Here is a 16,553-nt window from a genome sequence, read left to right on the forward strand (position 1 = left end):
GGCATACTATTCATTGTATAAATGGCAAGCCACATAATGACCGTTTAAATACCTTTCTGCTGGCCTCTCTGTTTTACAGATATCCATGCATTGCGAACACCTTGTGTGAAACGCGCACCCTGAAGGCGGATTTGCAGGACTTGGAAGTTCACCCTGAATTAAAATGGTTTCCCTTCTGATATCCGGATCTGGAATTGGAACTGCAGATAGAAGTGCCTGAGTGTATGGATGCTTTGGATTTTCATATAATTCTTCGCTATCTGCGAGTTCTATTAATCTCCCTAAATACATAACTCCCACCCGGTCACTGATATGCCGGACGACACCAAGGTCATGGGCGATGAAAATGTAGGTAAGGCCAAATTCTTTTTGTATATCCTTCATCAAATTAAGGACCTGAGCTTGGATGGATACATCCAGTGCCGAAACAGGTTCATCGGCAATGATCAGTTTGGGCTTTGTCATTAGTGCTTTGGCAATACCAATCCTTTGCCGCTGCCCCCCGCTGAACTGGTGTGGGTATCTTTTAGCATGGTAGCTGCTAAGACCCACAACCTCGAGCATTTCCCTTACTCTTTTCTTTCTTTCCTCTTTCGTTCCAATACCATGAACAATCAGTGGTTCTTCTAGAATTTGCTCAATGGAATGCCGTGGATTTAAGGATGCATAAGGGTCCTGAAACACCATTTGGATATCCCGGCGAACCTTTCTTAATTCATTCTTTGACATACTGGTAATCTCTTTATCTTCAAAAATCACCTTTCCGTCACTTGCTTCAATCAGCCTCATCAACAAGCGGCCTGTTGTAGATTTTCCACAGCCGCTTTCTCCTACGATCCCCAATGTTTCTCCCTTTTTGACAAAGAAAGAAACATCATCAACAGCCTTTACTTCTCCTTGTTTTCTTCCTAAGAACCCGCCTGTAATAGGAAAGTATTTTTTAAGTCCTGATACCTCAAGAAGTAACTCTGACATCCTTGTCACTCCTTTCCTTCACTGTATGTAGGAAGCACCGTACTTCATGTCCAATTTTTTCAGTTTCATATAACTCTGGTGCGGATAGACGGCATTCTCCAAAAACTTCCGCACACCTGTCTGCAAACCTGCAGCCAGTTTGCACTGTGCCGGGTGCTGGTACACTGCCCGGAATACTGTACAATCGATCCTTTTTCCCTCTCAGGTCCGGCACTGATTTTAATAGACCTTTTGTGTATGGATGCTGGGGATCTTTTAAAATTGTCCTTACATCACCCTGCTCCACAATTTGTCCCGAGTACATAACAATAACCCGGTCACAAATTTCTGCGACCACACCTAGGTCATGTGTGATGAAGATGATAGAGGTATTTGTTTTTTTATTAAGATCCTTCATTAAAGCAAGTATCTGGGCCTGAATGGTAACATCGAGAGCTGTCGTAGGCTCATCCGCAATCAGAACCTTAGGGTTGCATGCCATAGCCATTGCAATCATGACCCTCTGTCTCATCCCACCTGAAAGCTGATGAGGGAATTCTTTCAGGATTCCTTCCGCTCTGGGAATGCCAACAAGCTTTAGAAGTTCGATGCTTCGAATCTTTGCCTCGTTTTTGGAAAGTTTGGTATGTAAACGAATCGCTTCAAGAAGCTGATTGCCAATCGTGAAAAGCGGATTTAAAGATGTCATTGGTTCCTGGAATATCATAGATATCTGATTTCCCCGAATCCTTCTCCATTCTTTTTCAGTAAAACGAGTCAAATCCTTCCCGTCAAAGATAATTTCACCCTCATCAATATTTCCCGGTGGTGAAGGAATCAGTCCCATGGTAGCCAGGGAGGTTACACTTTTTCCACTTCCTGACTCTCCAACTATTCCAAGGACTTCTCCATCTTTTAATTCAAAAGAAATCCCGTCTACAGCCGCAACCCTTTTTTTTCCGGATTGAAAGGAAACCTTTAAATTATTTATTTTTAAGATTGGATCATTCATTAATTTTTCCACCTGCCTCAAAATCTCGTCTGACAATAATTAATATTACAATAATAAGAATTTATTGATTATTATGACACAAATATTTCAACAGGTACAGACAAAACATGGCAAAAAAATATTTTTTTACTAAAAAACCTCTAAAATACCGAAAATAAAAAAATGATTTTAGCACGGTAAAGAATTATTTCGGAATACTAAAATTTTACACGAATTTTTTCGAGGAGGATTTATATGGAGAAGTTAAGGCAGTTTGAAAAAGACAGTGAAATTTGTATGTACTATGAATGTGAACCGGAACGGTTCCTCGGTGCGGTTATTCCCCCTACCTTTGGGAACTCCCTTTTTCTATATCCTTCACTTGAGGAGCTCGGAAATGCGGTAAAGGATGAGACGGAGCATTATGTTTATTGGCGGGGGACAAACCCGACGGTTGAAATAGCGGAAAAAAAACTCGCTGCGTTAGAACAGGGGGAGCAATGTAAATGCTTTGCATCTGGAATGGCTGCGATAACCGCTGCCCTCTTTTACAGTGTTAAGAAAGGCGATCATGTTGTATGCGTCAGTCATATATACAAATCCACCGTTGACATCTTAAAATACCTGCAAAAATTTGGAGTGGAGTATACGGTTACACAATCAACCTCTCCAGAAGAAATAGAAAAAGAAATACAGCCAAACACAAAGGCGATTTATATCGAGAGTCCAACAGACATGACCTTCAAGATGGTAGACTTCGAAAAAATTGCAGCTCTTGCGAAAGAGCGGAAAATTAAAACTATTGCAGATAATACATGGGCCACGCCCCTTTTTCAAAAACCATTGTCTTTTGGAATTGATATGGTCGTGCACTCAGCTTCGAAATATTTGGGCGGACATAGCGATTTGGTTGGAGGAGCTTTAATAACGAGCTCCCATATTATGAAAAAGCTTTTTAAAAAGGAATTTTTACTTTTTGGAGGCATTATGGGACCCTATGAAGCCTCCCTCCTCCTCCGCGGTTTAAGAACACTGCCGATGAGAATGAAAGCCCATGAGGAAAATGCAATTAAGATTGCTAAATTTTTAGAGGGGCATCCAAAAGTAGCCAGGGTGAACTATCCTGGACATCCTTCTAGTGAGGACCAAGAAATTATAAAGAAACAGCTGCTTGGCTTCTCAGGGTTATTGGCATTCGAATTAAAAGATGCAAGCTTTAAAGCGGTCAAAGCAGTCATTAATAATCTTAAAATATTTAAAATCGGTGTTTCCTGGGGCTCATTTGAAAGTCTTGTCATGTCTCCGAATTACGGCTATAACACAGCAGATCTGAAAAAGGAACAAATCAGCGAAGGGCTTATTCGCCTTTCTATTGGACTGGAGTCTACAGATGACCTGATAAGGGATTTGGAACAGAGTTTGGAAAGAATTTAACGGCATAAAAAAGGGTGTCCCGGCAATCCCGGACACCCTTTTGATTATATTATTTTAAAATTGTTACCTTAACTGTTTTTCTTCCCCAGTTAATAGCATCCTTTTTAGAAGGAACAAAAATGTCAATTTTATTACCTTTGATGCTGCTGCCTTTATCTCCGGCTACAGCATATCCGTATCCTTCTACATATACCTTGCTTCCCAGAGGGATCACTTTAGGATCTACTGAAATAACCTTTGCATTAGGGTTTTTCTTCAAGTTTATTCCTGTTGCTGTGATGCCGCTGCATTTGGTGCAGTTAAGAGTGTAGGCACTGGCTGACACAGTAATCACTTTCCCTGCTGGTTTGACAGCTGCTGTTGTTTTAGCAGCAGGCTTGCTTACTTTTGCGGCTGGCTGACTAGCCGTTTCAAACTTTAGAACCTGGTTAATAGAGATTCTATCTGATGTAAGATGGTTCCATGCTTTTAAGTTTTGAACACTAACCTTATATGTACGAGAAATTTTGTAGAGTGAATCGCCTTTTTTAACCTTATATGTACCGGATGCTGCAAATGCTCCACTTTGACTGCTAAATAATAATATTAGGATAGAACTTATACTTATTACGAATTTTTTCAAGTTGAAAACTCCTTTGTTTAGTTCTCTATCAAAAAAATAACATAGAAGTATTACAGTAGTGTTTCAGTGGCTTTCTATTTACATTACAAAAGGACTAAATTTTCTAAAAATTGACCATTTATTCCCTTTATCAAACAAAAAACCCCTGTTTTTAACAGGGATTATTCAAATCTATTCTTTTAATAAATTGATTTTGCGCTTTACTTTCCAATGGGCAGTAACGAGTATAAGCATCAGTACCAAATATGTACATTTTAATAGCCAGGAAAAGTCAGATTTTATATTAAACATGATGTTAAATGATAATAGAATCAATGTAAAAAGTGCCCAAATGAGACTTTTTAATAATCCATTGTACTTTTCCACCTTCGAGTCTATACCTGTTTCTGCAAAAACGTCTATAAAAAAACGCCCCATATAAAAGGGACGTTCGTAGATATGCATAGCATATTAGAGCAGATGCGCGGTACTATTTAAGAACTTTATAACTCTCCTATTTTCTCTTATTTCCAATAGATGTATCCCGGTGTCTCCTGTTGAAAATACCGACTTATCCTTTGCAGAAAGTCCAAGAAATATCTTTAAAAAGTTCGAAATAAATCCGCCATGTGAAACAATAGCTATTCTATTTAGATTCCCATATTCATGGATTATTCTATGGAAGACCGATTCAACCCGATGGAAGAACTCTAGATCGGATTCACCCTCCTGAATAGGAATATGTATAGGTCTGCCTCCCTCTGGAAGAGGGTACTTTCGAGCTGCTTCCTCCCTGGACATTCCAGCCAATATTCCGTTATTATATTCCATCAATTCCTTCACAAATATTAATTCGCAGCCAGTTGCGGACTGAAGAATTTCTGCTGCCTTGGAAGCCCTGATTAGAGGACTGGATAAAATAACCTCAGGCTGATAATTCCTTTTAATATAACTTGCCATTCTTTCTGCCTGAGAAAGTCCCAAGTTAGTTAACGGAAAATCAGCTCTTCCCTCATGCATTCCCATCAGATCTGCTTCAGACTCACCATGCCTGATTATTAATATTTCCATAAAAAATCTCTCCTGTTCATGGAAGCCTTTTTCGTGGCTTAAATTAAAAATTAATTACTTATTCTTCCTTTTAAGCTTATATCCTGTTTATAAGTAAAAAAATAAAAAACGCCCAGCCAAAGGCAGACGTTTGTCAATTATATGAGTTAAGTGCACATTCCAATAATTTAATATCCTTGTATATCTCTTGTTTTAGACTAAGGTCATGACAACGCTGATAGTCCCTTTGCAGTCGTCTAAGCTCTTGGGTGAATAGTAGATACTCATAGTTAGCTTCCATAATCGACCTCTTCTGTTGGATTATCAATCTTCCATACCCTTTTCCAAGAGATCATAAACCAGCTAAACTGTTTTTTTAATTTCTTAATCCCATTTAGAGGAAAATATTATATTCTCTAGAATTCTACCTTAAACCGTTAAATCTTAGGAGGTTTTTTATGAGCTATTTTGATTACAAAACTAAAACGAAGAAAGATGGAAGCAGCCTCATTACAGTCAGAGATATAGGTGAAAATGCATTACTCGAATTTGAGGAAAAAGGCAGCGACATAAGCATTATTATCCGGTGGCAAAATGAAAAAACTGCCGGTTTTAAATTTCCAAAGGATCTCTTTTTAAAAGTTTATAAAGATATTAATGAATAATCATAAGCCGACAAAAGAAAAGGCTCTGTCAGCCTTTTAAATGTTCATACTTTAATTAATAGTAAACGACCGCATTGCTTTTGAGAGAGTTGGTGTAATTGATATATTTTTAAAAGATATTCCCAACTGTACAGCCGTTGCAGCAATTTCAGGACGAATGCCGGACAGAGTTGTTTTGATTCCTATTAAGCGTAAGGACTCAATCAATTGAAATATCTTTTGTGCTACCAATGTATCTATTATAAAAACTCCTGATAAATCGATAAACAAATGCTGTATACCTTTTTTTGAACATTGTTTAAGAGTATTTTCGAGCAAATGCTTAGCTCTATGGGTATCTATCGTTCCGACAATCGGCAAAAGCCCCATATTATTATTGATTAAGATAACTGGAGAGCCCAGTTCATTAATTAACTCCTGCTGTGATTGAAGCCTTTGCTGTGAATATTTATGGCTTTCCTCTACGAACCAGCTCATTACTTCCCCAAAAATGTTGATAATTTTTCGGTTCCATCCATTTATAATCTCTTCATCGTAAATGTCTGAAGTAGATTCAACAAATTCTCTAATATAATCCAAGTATTGTTCCTGAACGCGGAAGAATTCTTTTAAAACAATATGTATGGGCGTTTTTTGATGATATTCATCTGTAGCAACCATTAAGACCCATTCTTTAAATTGGTGAAAAGCGGTATTATTTTCAAGGAGAAATGCCTGGCAAAAATGAAGATGGAATTCATAGTTTTGCTGTTTCAATTTTTGAATAACATCTTGATTGTTATTGGCATAAACACCTGCTGTTTGATTTTTATCAATAGAGTTGTACCATTCCTCTGTTAAGCTTAAAGCTTTACCTAAGAGAAACTCACTAACAGCTTCAATACTATTCATATCTGTCCCGTCTCCCCTCTAGCTAGCAACTTCTTTTAATGTTTGATATTCAATCCTGTCAATATTCCGCTTTATTTATCATATTTCAATTAAAAATAGGTGTCTATTTAAATCAAAGCTCATTTTTCAACAAAATTTGCGTTCAATTGAAATCTTTTCATAATCAAGCAGCTAATTCACCCCCTATATTTATTCTAGTGTTTCAGAAAATACATTCTAGTCTGAATAAATTTACTATTTTAAAAAAATTTATTTTTTTAATATTAAACCTCTTCTCTCCTTGTTTTTTTGGATAATAGAACGGATTATTCCCTGTTTTCCAAAAATAGTTTTTGACAGACTATAGGCCCAGAAAGTATTATAGTAAAATATAAAGGAGGTTGTAAGATGTCAGACTTTAATAGACAGAAAATTGTGGACAGTGTACCGCAAACAGGATTCTTTGGACATCCTAGAGGATTATTTACCTTATTCTTTACGGAATTCTGGGAGAGATTTTCCTACTACGGAATGAAAGCAATCCTTGTTTACTATATGTACTATTCCGTATCAAAAGGCGGTTTAGGAATTGATCAAAATACAGCCCTTGCGATTGCCTCAGTATACGGATCGTTAGTGTATATGTCAGGAATTATTGGCGGATGGATATCAGACAGGATAACAGGATCTTCTAAAGCCGTATTTTATGGCGGAATCCTGATTATGTTTGGTCATATTGCCTTAGCTATTCCAGGAAGTATGACAATGTTCTTTGTTTCTATGGTTCTTATCGTACTTGGTACTGGTTTGCTGAAACCTAATATTTCAACAGTTTTAGGTGAAATGTACGATATTAAAGATGCACGCCGTGACGCAGCGTTCAGTATTTTCTACATGGGTGTTAACCTTGGTGCATTCGTTGCGCCGTTAATTGTCGGAACTGTCGGAATGAAATACAATTTCCACTTAGGATTTGGTATTGCAGCAATTGGTATGTTCCTGGCTTTAATAGTTTACATGGCTACAAAGAAAAAAACTCTTGGGCTTGCTGGTACATTCGTAGCAAACCCATTGCCACAGGCTGAAAAGAAAAAAGCTTTTACTCAAATTGGATTAGTGGCAGTTATTATAGCTGTTTTAATCGCAGTTGCTGTTTCAACAGGAACTTTAACGATTGAATCATTTATTAACTTAGTTGGTATCTTAGGATTTGTTATTCCTATTCTTTATTTCTTATTTATGTATCGCAGCCCGAAAACAACCAAAGAAGAGCGTTCTCGTCTGATTGCCTATATTCCGCTCTTTATTGCATCTGTAATGTTCTGGTCAATTGAAGAACAAGGTTCAACTATCTTGGCAAACTATGCAGATAAGCGTACTCAATTAGACTTTGCAGGAATGCATATTTCACCAGCATGGTTCCAATCCCTGAATCCATTATTCATTATTGTTTTGGCTCCAGTTATTGGTGCAATCTGGGTTAAATTAGGCGACAGACAGCCTAACTACGCACAAAAGTTTTCATTTGGTCTATTATTTGCAGGATTATCATTCCTTGTAATTCTTTTACCAGCTTGGATGGGCGGCAACAATGCCCTTGTTAATCCATTATGGCTTGTATTAAGTTATCTTGTTGTTGTTATCGGTGAGCTTTGTTTATCACCAGTTGGTCTTTCCGCTACAACTAAATTAGCTCCTTCTGCTTTCTCTGCACAAATGATGAGCTTATGGTTCTTATCGAACGCAGCAGCTCAAGCCCTTAATGCACAGGTTGTTAAGTTCTACACACCAGACAACGAAATGGCCTACTTCGGTACAATCGGCGGGGTATCCATCATTTTAGGTTTTATCCTTTATGCTCTGGCTCCAAAAATCCAGACATTTATGAAGGGTATAAAATAATAGTAAAAAGGGTTCCTCAATGGGAACCCTTTTTTTAATGCAAAGATTTATATAAGCATCCTTTTCTTTACCGGGAGAATGATGTTCATTAATCCACTCTTTCCCTTCAGCAATTACTTTTGTCGGTTTACCAAACCTTCATACGCTGGTATGGAACCACTCCTGTATAGTCCATCCATTCCCGCTTCAACATTTCCTTCTCCACCAACAAGATATGCAATAAAATCACTTTTCCAGCAGAAAGATATTGTTACAGGAATTATTGCATTTTCCAAATGAAAGGGCAGATGGCGTGCGCCACCTGCCCTTATTTATTAACAGCACTGACCTGTATCGCCAAGCAGAACCAAACCTTTTTTATCTCCGCTGAGATCCAGCAAAAGATCTTCTGTATTAGGCTCAATAATAGGGTCAATCGCTACTTGAATTTCATTGATAGTGAATATTAAATCATCTTCTTCCGGCTCATCCAGAGCCAGTCCTATCCTTGGCTGTCCTCAGCCAAAGCCATCGAAATAGACACGAATGTTTTTAACATTCTTAGCTTCAAACATTTGCAATAGAATATCGCGAGCATCATCGGTGATTTTCATGTTCAGTCTCCCTTCTATTGAATATTTTAATAGCTTTTTTAAAATAGTGCAAAAGTATTGCAGGACATGTTTAAAAGGACGAAATGACTGATCTATTTTTATGAATAACAGTTAGAGTCTGCCCCGACTTTTTTTCGTAATCCTGGGCTGCACCATAAGGAACTTTCAGAACCATAGGCTTACCCTGTACCTCAAACTCAACTGTGAAGCTATCAGAGGCCCCCATCACCTTTGCCTCCATGAATTCATTGTTTCCAGGGATACTTAGCTTTTGTCCGATTAATACCATTTCTCTGCTTAGTCCATTTTCTTTGGCCAATTCTTTAACTGTTACTCCAAAACGTGCAGCAATTCCCCATAATGTATCACCAGGATAAACGGTATATAGCTCGTCCTTTTCATGGATATAAGTTTCAAGCGGGACAGCAATCTTCTGGCCAATCTTTACTTGGTCATTATGCAGGTTGTTTTCTTTTTTCAAAACATCTACAGAAATATTGTACCTTTGTGCTATCGAGAAAAGAGTTTCTCCCTTTTGGATGGTATACTCATTTTCGCTTAATTCTTGCCCATCGTAGTTTTCAGGGACTAAAAGCATTTGCCCCTCAAAAATCCCCTCACCTTGTAAACCATTTACTTCCTTTAATTGTGCAACACTAACCTGATACTTTTGAGCAAGGCTAAATAACGTATCATTCTTTTTAACCATGTACTCCGTACTGCAGGCCCCTGCTTTGCTATTCATAAAAGTAAAAACAGTAATTGTTCCGGCAAAGGCAGCAGCTGCAATCTTTTTCTGGCGTGCTCTAACATTTTCTTTACGCACTTTTGCTAATCTTTGTTTTCTCTTTAATAAAATTGTCGTCAATGCTAAATCCCCCAAAAACTCTCTATGTATGCGGACAGAGTCCAATAAAGTATTCGTCGAAAAAGGGAGATTTTTGACTTAAGGGGAAAAATTATCCTGTATTTGTGATAGTTTGACTAGAAAGTTAAATTAAAGCCAATGAGATAGGCACCACCTTTTTGAAAAGTATTCCAATATCGTGGGACTTTACATCTTAATTAACATATTAAAAAGCCTACTATTATACCTCGTTGAAACCTTTTTTCTTTGATAGCCTGATAAAAGAAATAAAAAATTTCAGGGAAAAAGGAGAAATGAAATGAATTTCGGAAATATTAGTCGAAAAAATTTTAAGAAAGGGATTTTCTTTTTATGGGCCCTTTTAGCAGCTTCTTCATTGTTCACTTCGCCTAAAAGCGCAAGTGCTGCAACACCACCACCTGCGAGTACCAGTTATTATATGGATACAATAGATACTCAAACTCTTTATGACATGGGGTATCAAAAAGGACGGGAAGACTATAATAAAGCTGGCACACAAAAGAGTATTGTTATTCTTGACTTTGGCGGACAGCCAACAAGTAATAGTCTATCACTTCGGGGAATGCCAGATGCCACTCTGGACCAGGCAGCAAAAGCAGTAGAGGAATATTCCCATGGTTACTGGAAAGGTACAGGCACTGACACCGGCTCACTGGTACATGTAATAGTCGGTACAAATAATTCGTATAATGTAACTTATGAAGGCGGACAGAACTTCGCAAAAATGATTAATAACATTAACAGCTATAACAATACAAATTCTTATTCGGATCAAGTAGAAGTAGATGGCGGAAATGATATGGAGCCTAGCTATGCAGATCCTGTTAGTACGAGAAATTGGGTAAAAGGCTACGATACAGTTAATAGTTATTCACTTTATAATTACGGAGCCGCTGATGGCTGCTATCATACCAATACATCTACAGGTTCAATAAATTATTCATGTAATAACGGCTGGAAGTATGAAGACCTTTATTACGTTTCTTGGGGGGCTCCTCCCGCAGTACCTCTCCCTCAAATCTATGATAATGGCGGAATTATGGCCGAGCAGTGGCAAAACATTAACAAATATGCCATTGTTTCACATAATGCCTATATGGATTTTACAGGTTCGTTAACTCAATATGGCGCATGCCAGCAAAACGGCTGCAGTTCATCATTGGATAATACTCCATCACAGGGATGGACCCAATTCTATAATAAATTGAATAGTGATCCAAAAACAGCAGAATCAACACTTGATTCCACTGATATTAAATGGCATTAATTTTGAAAGGATGAAATTAGATGAAAATGATTGTGAAGACAGTTTTAACAGCAACTATTCTATTCGGAACCGGATTTACCTACTATCATGTTTCTGCATCGGATTCTAAATATGATCAGTTACCACCAGAAAAGAAGGATATACAAGAACGTAAAGAACTGAATAAAATAAAGGCTAAGAATGACAAAATTACTAAAAAGGACAGCAAAGATGGCCCTGCTATCGTTCAGCATGACCGTGAAGTAACAGCTCAGCTGCTGGACCGTATTGAAGATCCTATAAATGACTCAACAATTAAATTCACGAATGGATGGATTAGTTCTGTTAAAAACCAAGTAATGAATGGACGAATCGTAACAGTAGAAGCGGGCGCTTTATTGGCAGATCCTGCACAAGGTATTATCCTTGTCAGAATCGATGGAGCCAACAGAAACTTCCAGGGAGAAAAACAATATAAAACACCAGAGAAACATGGCGAAGTTAAGGTTATTAGTTACAATGGTTTTAACTTAAAGCTTCAGGCTAAAGATGGCAAGAAGTGGACGTTTAACGTTCCATCCGGTAAATTTCTAAACAATTAACAATAGAAAGGCAGCTTACCCTTTTGGTGAGCTGCCTTTTTGCTATTATTTTAAAACAAGCTTAGTGACTGCTTCAACATGGGATGTTTGAGGAAACATATCAACCGGCTGAATATACTCGACTTTAAAACTTTTGCTTAAATCCTGTATGTCTTTGGCGAGAGTTGATGGATTACAGGAAACATAAATCATCGTTTTTGGCTTTACCTGGAGGATTGTCTGCTTTAATTGATTATCCAATCCTGTACGTGGCGGGTCTACCACAATCACATCCGGTTTCCATCCTTTTTTCACCCATTTTGGGAGTACTTCTTCCGCTTTCCCTGGTACATATTTTGTATTGGTTAAGGCATGGCGTTTGGCGTTCTTTTTGGCATCTTCGATCGATTCAGGAATTACATCCATACCCCGAACCTCGGCCGCCTGTTCAGCAAGCCATAAGCCAATCGTACCTACTCCGCAATAAGCATCCACTACTTTTTCTGCACCTGTTAAGGCAGCAGCTTTTTTCACCTCATTATAAAGGTTGACTGTTTGCGCAGGATTCAATTGAAAGAACGTTCTAGCCGAGAGTTCAAACTGAAGATCACCTAAGGTCTCCTGAATAAACTCCTTCCCTGCCATCAGTTCAGTTTCTTCACCAAAAATCAGGGAAGTTTTTTCCCCGTTGATGTTTTGTACTATCGATTGAATGTCTGGGAGCTGCTTCTGGATTTCCTGAACCAGACGCTCTTTATTCGGAATTTCTTTTTGGGAGGTAATCAGGACTATTTGCAGCTCATTTGTCTGGATTCCAACACGGGCAACGATTGTCCTTACAATTCCTTTTCGCGTTTTTTCATTGTAAATTGGAATTTGTATTTTCTCCAAGATACGTTTTACCACTACAGTAGCCTTATTGGTTTGCGAATGCTGAACAGGACAATGATCAATATTAATTAATTGATGCGAGTTAAGACCATATAAACCTGCGAGGACCTTTCCGCCCTTTTCTCCGAGCTGAAAACTGCTTTTGTTCCGATAGCTCCAAGGATCTTCCATTCCAATGGTTTGACGAATATCGAGATTTTCTACTTTTAGTTTAGAATGGCGTTCAAGTGACTGGATAATAATATCCCGTTTTCCCTCAAGCTGCCCCTGATAGCTCAAATGCTGGAGCTGGCAGCCTCCACACTGCTCATAATAAGGACAGGGCGGCTGGACGCGATCTTTGGATGCCACACGTATTTTTTTTATCCTTGCTTCGGCAAATTTAGGATTCACCTTTGTTGCTTCAACCACGACTTCCTCACCCGGAAGTGCACCTGGCACAAAGACAACCTGTCTTTTGAAATACCCGACGCCTTCCCCATTAATTCCAAGACGCTTAATTGTCAGAGGGAAGGTTTGCTTGGGCTGTATCTTGATGGTTTGCTGGTTGTTCACGTTATCACTCCAATTATTCAATACTTCTCCACAAATAAAGGGAAGCGTAGCTTAAATATGGATGCCAGTTTATCATGTATTCTTCCATTTCAGCCATTGTCGGCTTAGCATCCAATTTATATAATTTTTTTAAAGCATTTTGCAGGCCGATATCAGCCGTAGGGAATAAATTTTTCCGCCCTAGACCAAACATTAGGAAATTTTGCACGGTCCATGGGCCAATCCCACGCAGCTTGATTAATTTTTCAAAAATAACCTGCTCGTCTTCCTGCATTAATTTTTCGATATCCAGTTCGTCACTTGCTATGGCCTGTCCTATTCCGATTGTATATTCCGCTTTCCGGCCGCTGAACTGAAGTTCCCTTAATTGTTCAACAGTCAGTGCCGCAACCGTTTCTGGCCTCGGGTAAAACCAGACACCTTCTATTTCAAACCCAAATGTTTTCACAAACCTCTGGGTTAATGTGTACGCAAAAGTTAAATTCAGCTGCTGATGAATAATACACTTTAGAAGACATCCAAAGGGATCGAAATCTAATACAAATGCAGTCCCAAGATGCTCTTGAAAAAGTTCATTCAAATCGGTTTGCTGAAAATGGTCATGGATGTCTTTTAGCGGGGCATACCATTGAAATATTTCCGCGATTCTTTCGATTACTGCTGGTTTATATTCCACATCTGAGCCGCTAAGCTCAAAACTGGGATTCTCGATTGTACCAATCGAACGAACCTTTACGACAAAGGGTTTTTCTTTTATTAAAACGGGAACCTTTAGGCTTTTTTCATTAAAGTCAATTTGATTTAAAGGATCAAGGGAAAGCCGATCCAGAATTCTATCAAAATTATAAGGCCCTTCTATATCAATTTTTTCATGCCACACGTAAAAACCCATCCTTTAACGCATTTTCCCGTATTATAGCATGATTTGGAAGTCAATGTTAAAAACCGGATTCCTGTAGGGATCCGGCCTGGCTGTTATTTCCTTTTTACAAGAGTATCAATGCTCTTAAATTTGTAGCCCCTCTTCTTCAAATCCTTAATCACTTTTTCAAGTGCATCTGCATTATCCTTTGAAACTGTGTGAAGCAACAGAACCGCACCTGGGTGAACCTGCCTCATAATATTGTCGTAGGAGTACTGCCATCCCTTCTGCTGATTTACATTCCAATCCACAAAAGCTAGGGACCACATCACATGGGTATAGCCTAAATCCTTTGAAACCTTCAATGTACGCTCACTTAAAATTCCTCTTGGCGGCCTCACATAATGCATTTTCTTATTGCCTGTAATCTCTTCAGTTTTTACCCGGACCTTTTCAAGTTCCTCTTTTATCTCGGCATCACTTTCTGTTGTGAGGTCCGGATGAAACCATGAATGATTGCCGACAATATGCCCCTCTTTTGCCATCCGTTTTACGAGGTCCGGAGCAGTCTGCAGATAATGGCCCGTAACGAAAAACGCTGCAGGAACCTTTTCCTTTTTTAACACATTAAGAACCTTCTCGGTATAACCATTTTCATACCCATTATCAAAGGTTAAATAAAGAGTTTTTTCAGTTGGGCTTCCTTTGTAAACTGCGCCGTATTTTGCCAACAGCTGGTCGTATGCCGCTCCTGCATCTGCCTGCTGCTCGTTCGCACCCTTCTTAAAACCCCAATGGATTGGCGTATTCGAAACCTGTCCATAAGCAATTGTCGGAAATAACATCATAAGCATAAATATACTCAAAAGCTTTTTCATCATAATCCCCCTTTTTTCTTATTCTTTGAAAAAAAGGAGGGAAACATAATTGGGATTATAAGGGAGGGGGGAAATAGGTGCGGCCAATATTATTGCCTGAGTGAGGTAAATTCATTTTAGAAAGGATATATGTAGCGGTTCTAGATGAGGGAACTCCTAGAAATTCACGAAGTTCTTTATTGTTAATTTGTTGTTGGAACAAAAGAAAATACTCTTTTATTGCCTCAATATAAGCTTTTTTATCTTTATAACCGCACATATTGCATTGCCAGGACTTTGATTTATACTGCATTACTTGAAACTCACAATTTGGGCAGAGGACACCAGAAATTAGATCCGATTCATCAATATCAAATTGATTTGTTATGAATTTTACATCTGAAATTTGTTTTGACAGTAGGAATCTTTTAATCTTTTCCAAACCCTTTTGGTCAATACCACTTTGAGTCTGCTTTTGCTCTAAAGATTTAACTTTGTGTAATATTTGATCAGCTTTAGATACCGTTTCATAAACTTCTTTATAACCTGGGGAGGCTCTAATAATAGTTGGCAAATTGCTGATTACTACCAATTTTTCTAAAGGGATAGGCTGCAATTTATAATTTGCGAGCCATTTAATCAAGAGCTCTCTCTGACGATCAACCTGAGCAAGAGGGTCAGGAAAACATTCAGTTTTTCCATTAAGATTTCTAATTAGCTGTCTGAAGTCTTTATCAAAGTATAATTCACCTGCTAAGTTTTTAACTTCCATTATAATTGCATAATTGTTTGAAAGCAGCAAAAAATCGATTTGAAAGGATTGGTTTTCAACTGTTAAGACGAGATTGTGAAAAATGAGGAATTGATTTATGGGTGATTGTTCGAGGTAAAAGACTAAGTTTTGCTCCCCTTTATAGCCTGCTCGCCTTCGTGAAAGATTATCTTCAACTATTTGTCTTTTAGGATGCGATTTGGGGAGCCTTCGGAGTAAAATTTCCAGAAGATAAATTATTTTCGGTGGGGAAACTTCTTTTATAAACAAATTAGCACTCCTTTTTTATAAGATAATAACTTTTTCTTTTTAATTTTTTCAATTCCTTCTTCTTTTTAAAATTTATTTTAAGCTAGCTCAACAATTTCAAATGCCTTTTCTACAAAAATGCCTGACGGTTCTATACTATTCATTAGTTGTTCTACAAAATTGAAGAGGCTTTCTACAAATGCATGTCCTATCTACAATTGCGGAGGCCTAATCTACAAAATTAAGGAACCGTTCTACAAAATTAAAGATGCTTTCTACAAATGTAATTCCTATCTACAATTGTGTTGGCCTATTCTACAATATTAAGGAACCGTTCTACATTTTTGATTCCCTGTTCTACAAAATTGAAGATGCTTTCTACAAATTGAATTCCAATCAACAATTGTGCTGGCCTATTCAACAAAATTAAGGGTACCGTTCTACATTTTTGATTCCCTGTTCTACAAAATTGAAGAGACTTTCTACAAATGCATGTCCTATCTACAATTGCGGAGGCCTATTCTACAATATTAAGGAACCGTTCTACATTTTTGATTCCCTGTTCTACAAAATTGAAGATGCTTTCTACAA

General features: G+C 38.0%; 15 protein-coding genes. 5 read left to right on the forward strand and 10 right to left on the reverse strand.

The genetic code is table 11. The features are described 5' to 3' along the window. Positions 1-6 precede the first annotated feature (6 nt). Together G8761_RS22540 and G8761_RS22545 are read right to left on the reverse strand one after the other, a co-directional pair. On the reverse strand, positions 7-975 hold the full coding sequence (locus G8761_RS22540; protein ID WP_166030206.1) for an ABC transporter ATP-binding protein: 969 nt from the start codon (positions 973-975) through the stop codon (positions 7-9). Continuing rightward, a complete protein-coding gene (locus G8761_RS22545; RefSeq protein WP_166030207.1) occupies positions 956-1,966 on the reverse strand; it encodes an ABC transporter ATP-binding protein in 1,011 nt (336 codons plus the stop codon). Before G8761_RS22545 ends, G8761_RS22540 begins: the two co-directional genes overlap by 20 nt. Positions 1,967-2,200: 234 nt before the next feature. On the opposite strand from G8761_RS22545, the gene G8761_RS22550 reads away from it, so the two are divergent. Next, positions 2,201-3,379 (forward strand): trans-sulfuration enzyme family protein, encoded by a 1,179-nt coding sequence (locus tag G8761_RS22550; protein ID WP_166030208.1) that lies wholly within the window; start codon positions 2,201-2,203, stop codon positions 3,377-3,379. 49 nt (positions 3,380-3,428) lie between these two features. Here the strand turns inward: G8761_RS22550 and G8761_RS22555 are convergent, their stop codons facing one another. Next, the gene (locus G8761_RS22555) at positions 3,429-4,001 is read right to left on the reverse strand and encodes a 3D domain-containing protein (RefSeq protein ID WP_166030209.1); all 573 of its coding nucleotides are present in this window, start codon (positions 3,999-4,001) and stop codon (positions 3,429-3,431) included. A 450-nt stretch (positions 4,002-4,451) separates the two neighbouring features. Continuing rightward, a complete protein-coding gene (locus tag G8761_RS22560) occupies positions 4,452-5,051 on the reverse strand; it encodes a histidine phosphatase family protein (RefSeq protein ID WP_166030210.1) in 600 nt (199 codons plus the stop codon). A gap of 437 nt (positions 5,052-5,488) precedes the next feature. On the opposite strand from G8761_RS22560, the gene G8761_RS22565 reads away from it, so the two are divergent. After that, positions 5,489-5,695 (forward strand): hypothetical protein, encoded by a 207-nt coding sequence (locus G8761_RS22565; protein ID WP_166030211.1) that lies wholly within the window; start codon positions 5,489-5,491, stop codon positions 5,693-5,695. A 51-nt stretch (positions 5,696-5,746) separates the two neighbouring features. On the opposite strand, the gene G8761_RS22570 is transcribed toward G8761_RS22565, so the two are convergent. Further along, positions 5,747-6,586, reverse strand: a complete 840-nt coding sequence (locus tag G8761_RS22570) for an STAS domain-containing protein (RefSeq protein ID WP_166030212.1) — start codon at positions 6,584-6,586, stop codon at positions 5,747-5,749. Positions 6,587-6,973: 387 nt separating this feature from the next. Between G8761_RS22570 and G8761_RS22575 the strand changes: the two genes are divergently transcribed. After that, on the forward strand, positions 6,974-8,467 hold the full coding sequence (locus tag G8761_RS22575; protein ID WP_166030213.1) for a peptide MFS transporter: 1,494 nt from the start codon (positions 6,974-6,976) through the stop codon (positions 8,465-8,467). 663 nt (positions 8,468-9,130) lie between these two features. On the opposite strand, the gene G8761_RS22580 is transcribed toward G8761_RS22575, so the two are convergent. Further along, positions 9,131-9,928 (reverse strand): muramidase family protein, encoded by a 798-nt coding sequence (locus G8761_RS22580; RefSeq protein ID WP_166030214.1) that lies wholly within the window; start codon positions 9,926-9,928, stop codon positions 9,131-9,133. 298 nt (positions 9,929-10,226) lie between these two features. On the opposite strand from G8761_RS22580, the gene G8761_RS22585 reads away from it, so the two are divergent. Together G8761_RS22585 and G8761_RS22590 are read left to right on the forward strand one after the other, a co-directional pair. Next, positions 10,227-11,216 (forward strand): hypothetical protein, encoded by a 990-nt coding sequence (locus tag G8761_RS22585; RefSeq protein WP_166030215.1) that lies wholly within the window; start codon positions 10,227-10,229, stop codon positions 11,214-11,216. 20 nt (positions 11,217-11,236) lie between these two features. Next, positions 11,237-11,797, forward strand: a complete 561-nt coding sequence (locus tag G8761_RS22590; RefSeq protein WP_166030216.1) for a hypothetical protein — start codon at positions 11,237-11,239, stop codon at positions 11,795-11,797. Positions 11,798-11,842: 45 nt separating this feature from the next. Here the strand turns inward: G8761_RS22590 and rlmD are convergent, their stop codons facing one another. The 4 genes from rlmD to G8761_RS22610 form a co-directional block, all read right to left on the reverse strand. Continuing rightward, on the reverse strand, positions 11,843-13,222 hold the full coding sequence (gene rlmD, locus G8761_RS22595) for a 23S rRNA (uracil(1939)-C(5))-methyltransferase RlmD (protein ID WP_166030217.1): 1,380 nt from the start codon (positions 13,220-13,222) through the stop codon (positions 11,843-11,845). A 13-nt stretch (positions 13,223-13,235) separates the two neighbouring features. Next, positions 13,236-14,102, reverse strand: a complete 867-nt coding sequence (locus G8761_RS22600) for a DNA-3-methyladenine glycosylase family protein (RefSeq protein ID WP_338001019.1) — start codon at positions 14,100-14,102, stop codon at positions 13,236-13,238. 95 nt (positions 14,103-14,197) lie between these two features. Then, entirely contained in the window at positions 14,198-14,938 is a 741-nt protein-coding gene (gene pdaA / locus G8761_RS22605; protein WP_420800279.1) for a delta-lactam-biosynthetic de-N-acetylase, read from the reverse strand. A 79-nt stretch (positions 14,939-15,017) separates the two neighbouring features. Further along, on the reverse strand, positions 15,018-15,983 hold the full coding sequence (locus G8761_RS22610) for a nuclease-related domain-containing protein (RefSeq protein ID WP_166030220.1): 966 nt from the start codon (positions 15,981-15,983) through the stop codon (positions 15,018-15,020). Positions 15,984-16,553 lie beyond the last annotated feature (570 nt).

The organism is Neobacillus terrae (assembly GCF_011393025.1).
Classification (GTDB): domain Bacteria; phylum Bacillota; class Bacilli; order Bacillales; family Cytobacillaceae; genus Neobacillus_A; species Neobacillus_A terrae.

Coding starts and splice junctions, on each gene's coding strand:
- G8761_RS22570 (WP_166030212.1), bottom strand. CDS start 6,586: ATGAATAGTATTGAAGCTGTTAGTGAGTTTCTCTTAGGTAAAGCTTTA.
- G8761_RS22545 (WP_166030207.1), bottom strand. CDS start 1,966: ATGAATGATCCAATCTTAAAAATAAATAATTTAAAGGTTTCCTTTCAA.
- G8761_RS22550 (WP_166030208.1), top strand. CDS start 2,201: ATGGAGAAGTTAAGGCAGTTTGAAAAAGACAGTGAAATTTGTATGTAC.
- G8761_RS22590 (WP_166030216.1), top strand. CDS start 11,237: ATGAAAATGATTGTGAAGACAGTTTTAACAGCAACTATTCTATTCGGA.
- G8761_RS22585 (WP_166030215.1), top strand. CDS start 10,227: ATGAATTTCGGAAATATTAGTCGAAAAAATTTTAAGAAAGGGATTTTC.
- G8761_RS22565 (WP_166030211.1), top strand. CDS start 5,489: ATGAGCTATTTTGATTACAAAACTAAAACGAAGAAAGATGGAAGCAGC.
- G8761_RS22540 (WP_166030206.1), bottom strand. CDS start 975: ATGTCAGAGTTACTTCTTGAGGTATCAGGACTTAAAAAATACTTTCCT.
- G8761_RS22575 (WP_166030213.1), top strand. CDS start 6,974: ATGTCAGACTTTAATAGACAGAAAATTGTGGACAGTGTACCGCAAACA.
- pdaA (WP_420800279.1), bottom strand. CDS start 14,938: ATGCTTATGATGTTATTTCCGACAATTGCTTATGGACAGGTTTCGAAT.
- G8761_RS22560 (WP_166030210.1), bottom strand. CDS start 5,051: ATGGAAATATTAATAATCAGGCATGGTGAGTCTGAAGCAGATCTGATG.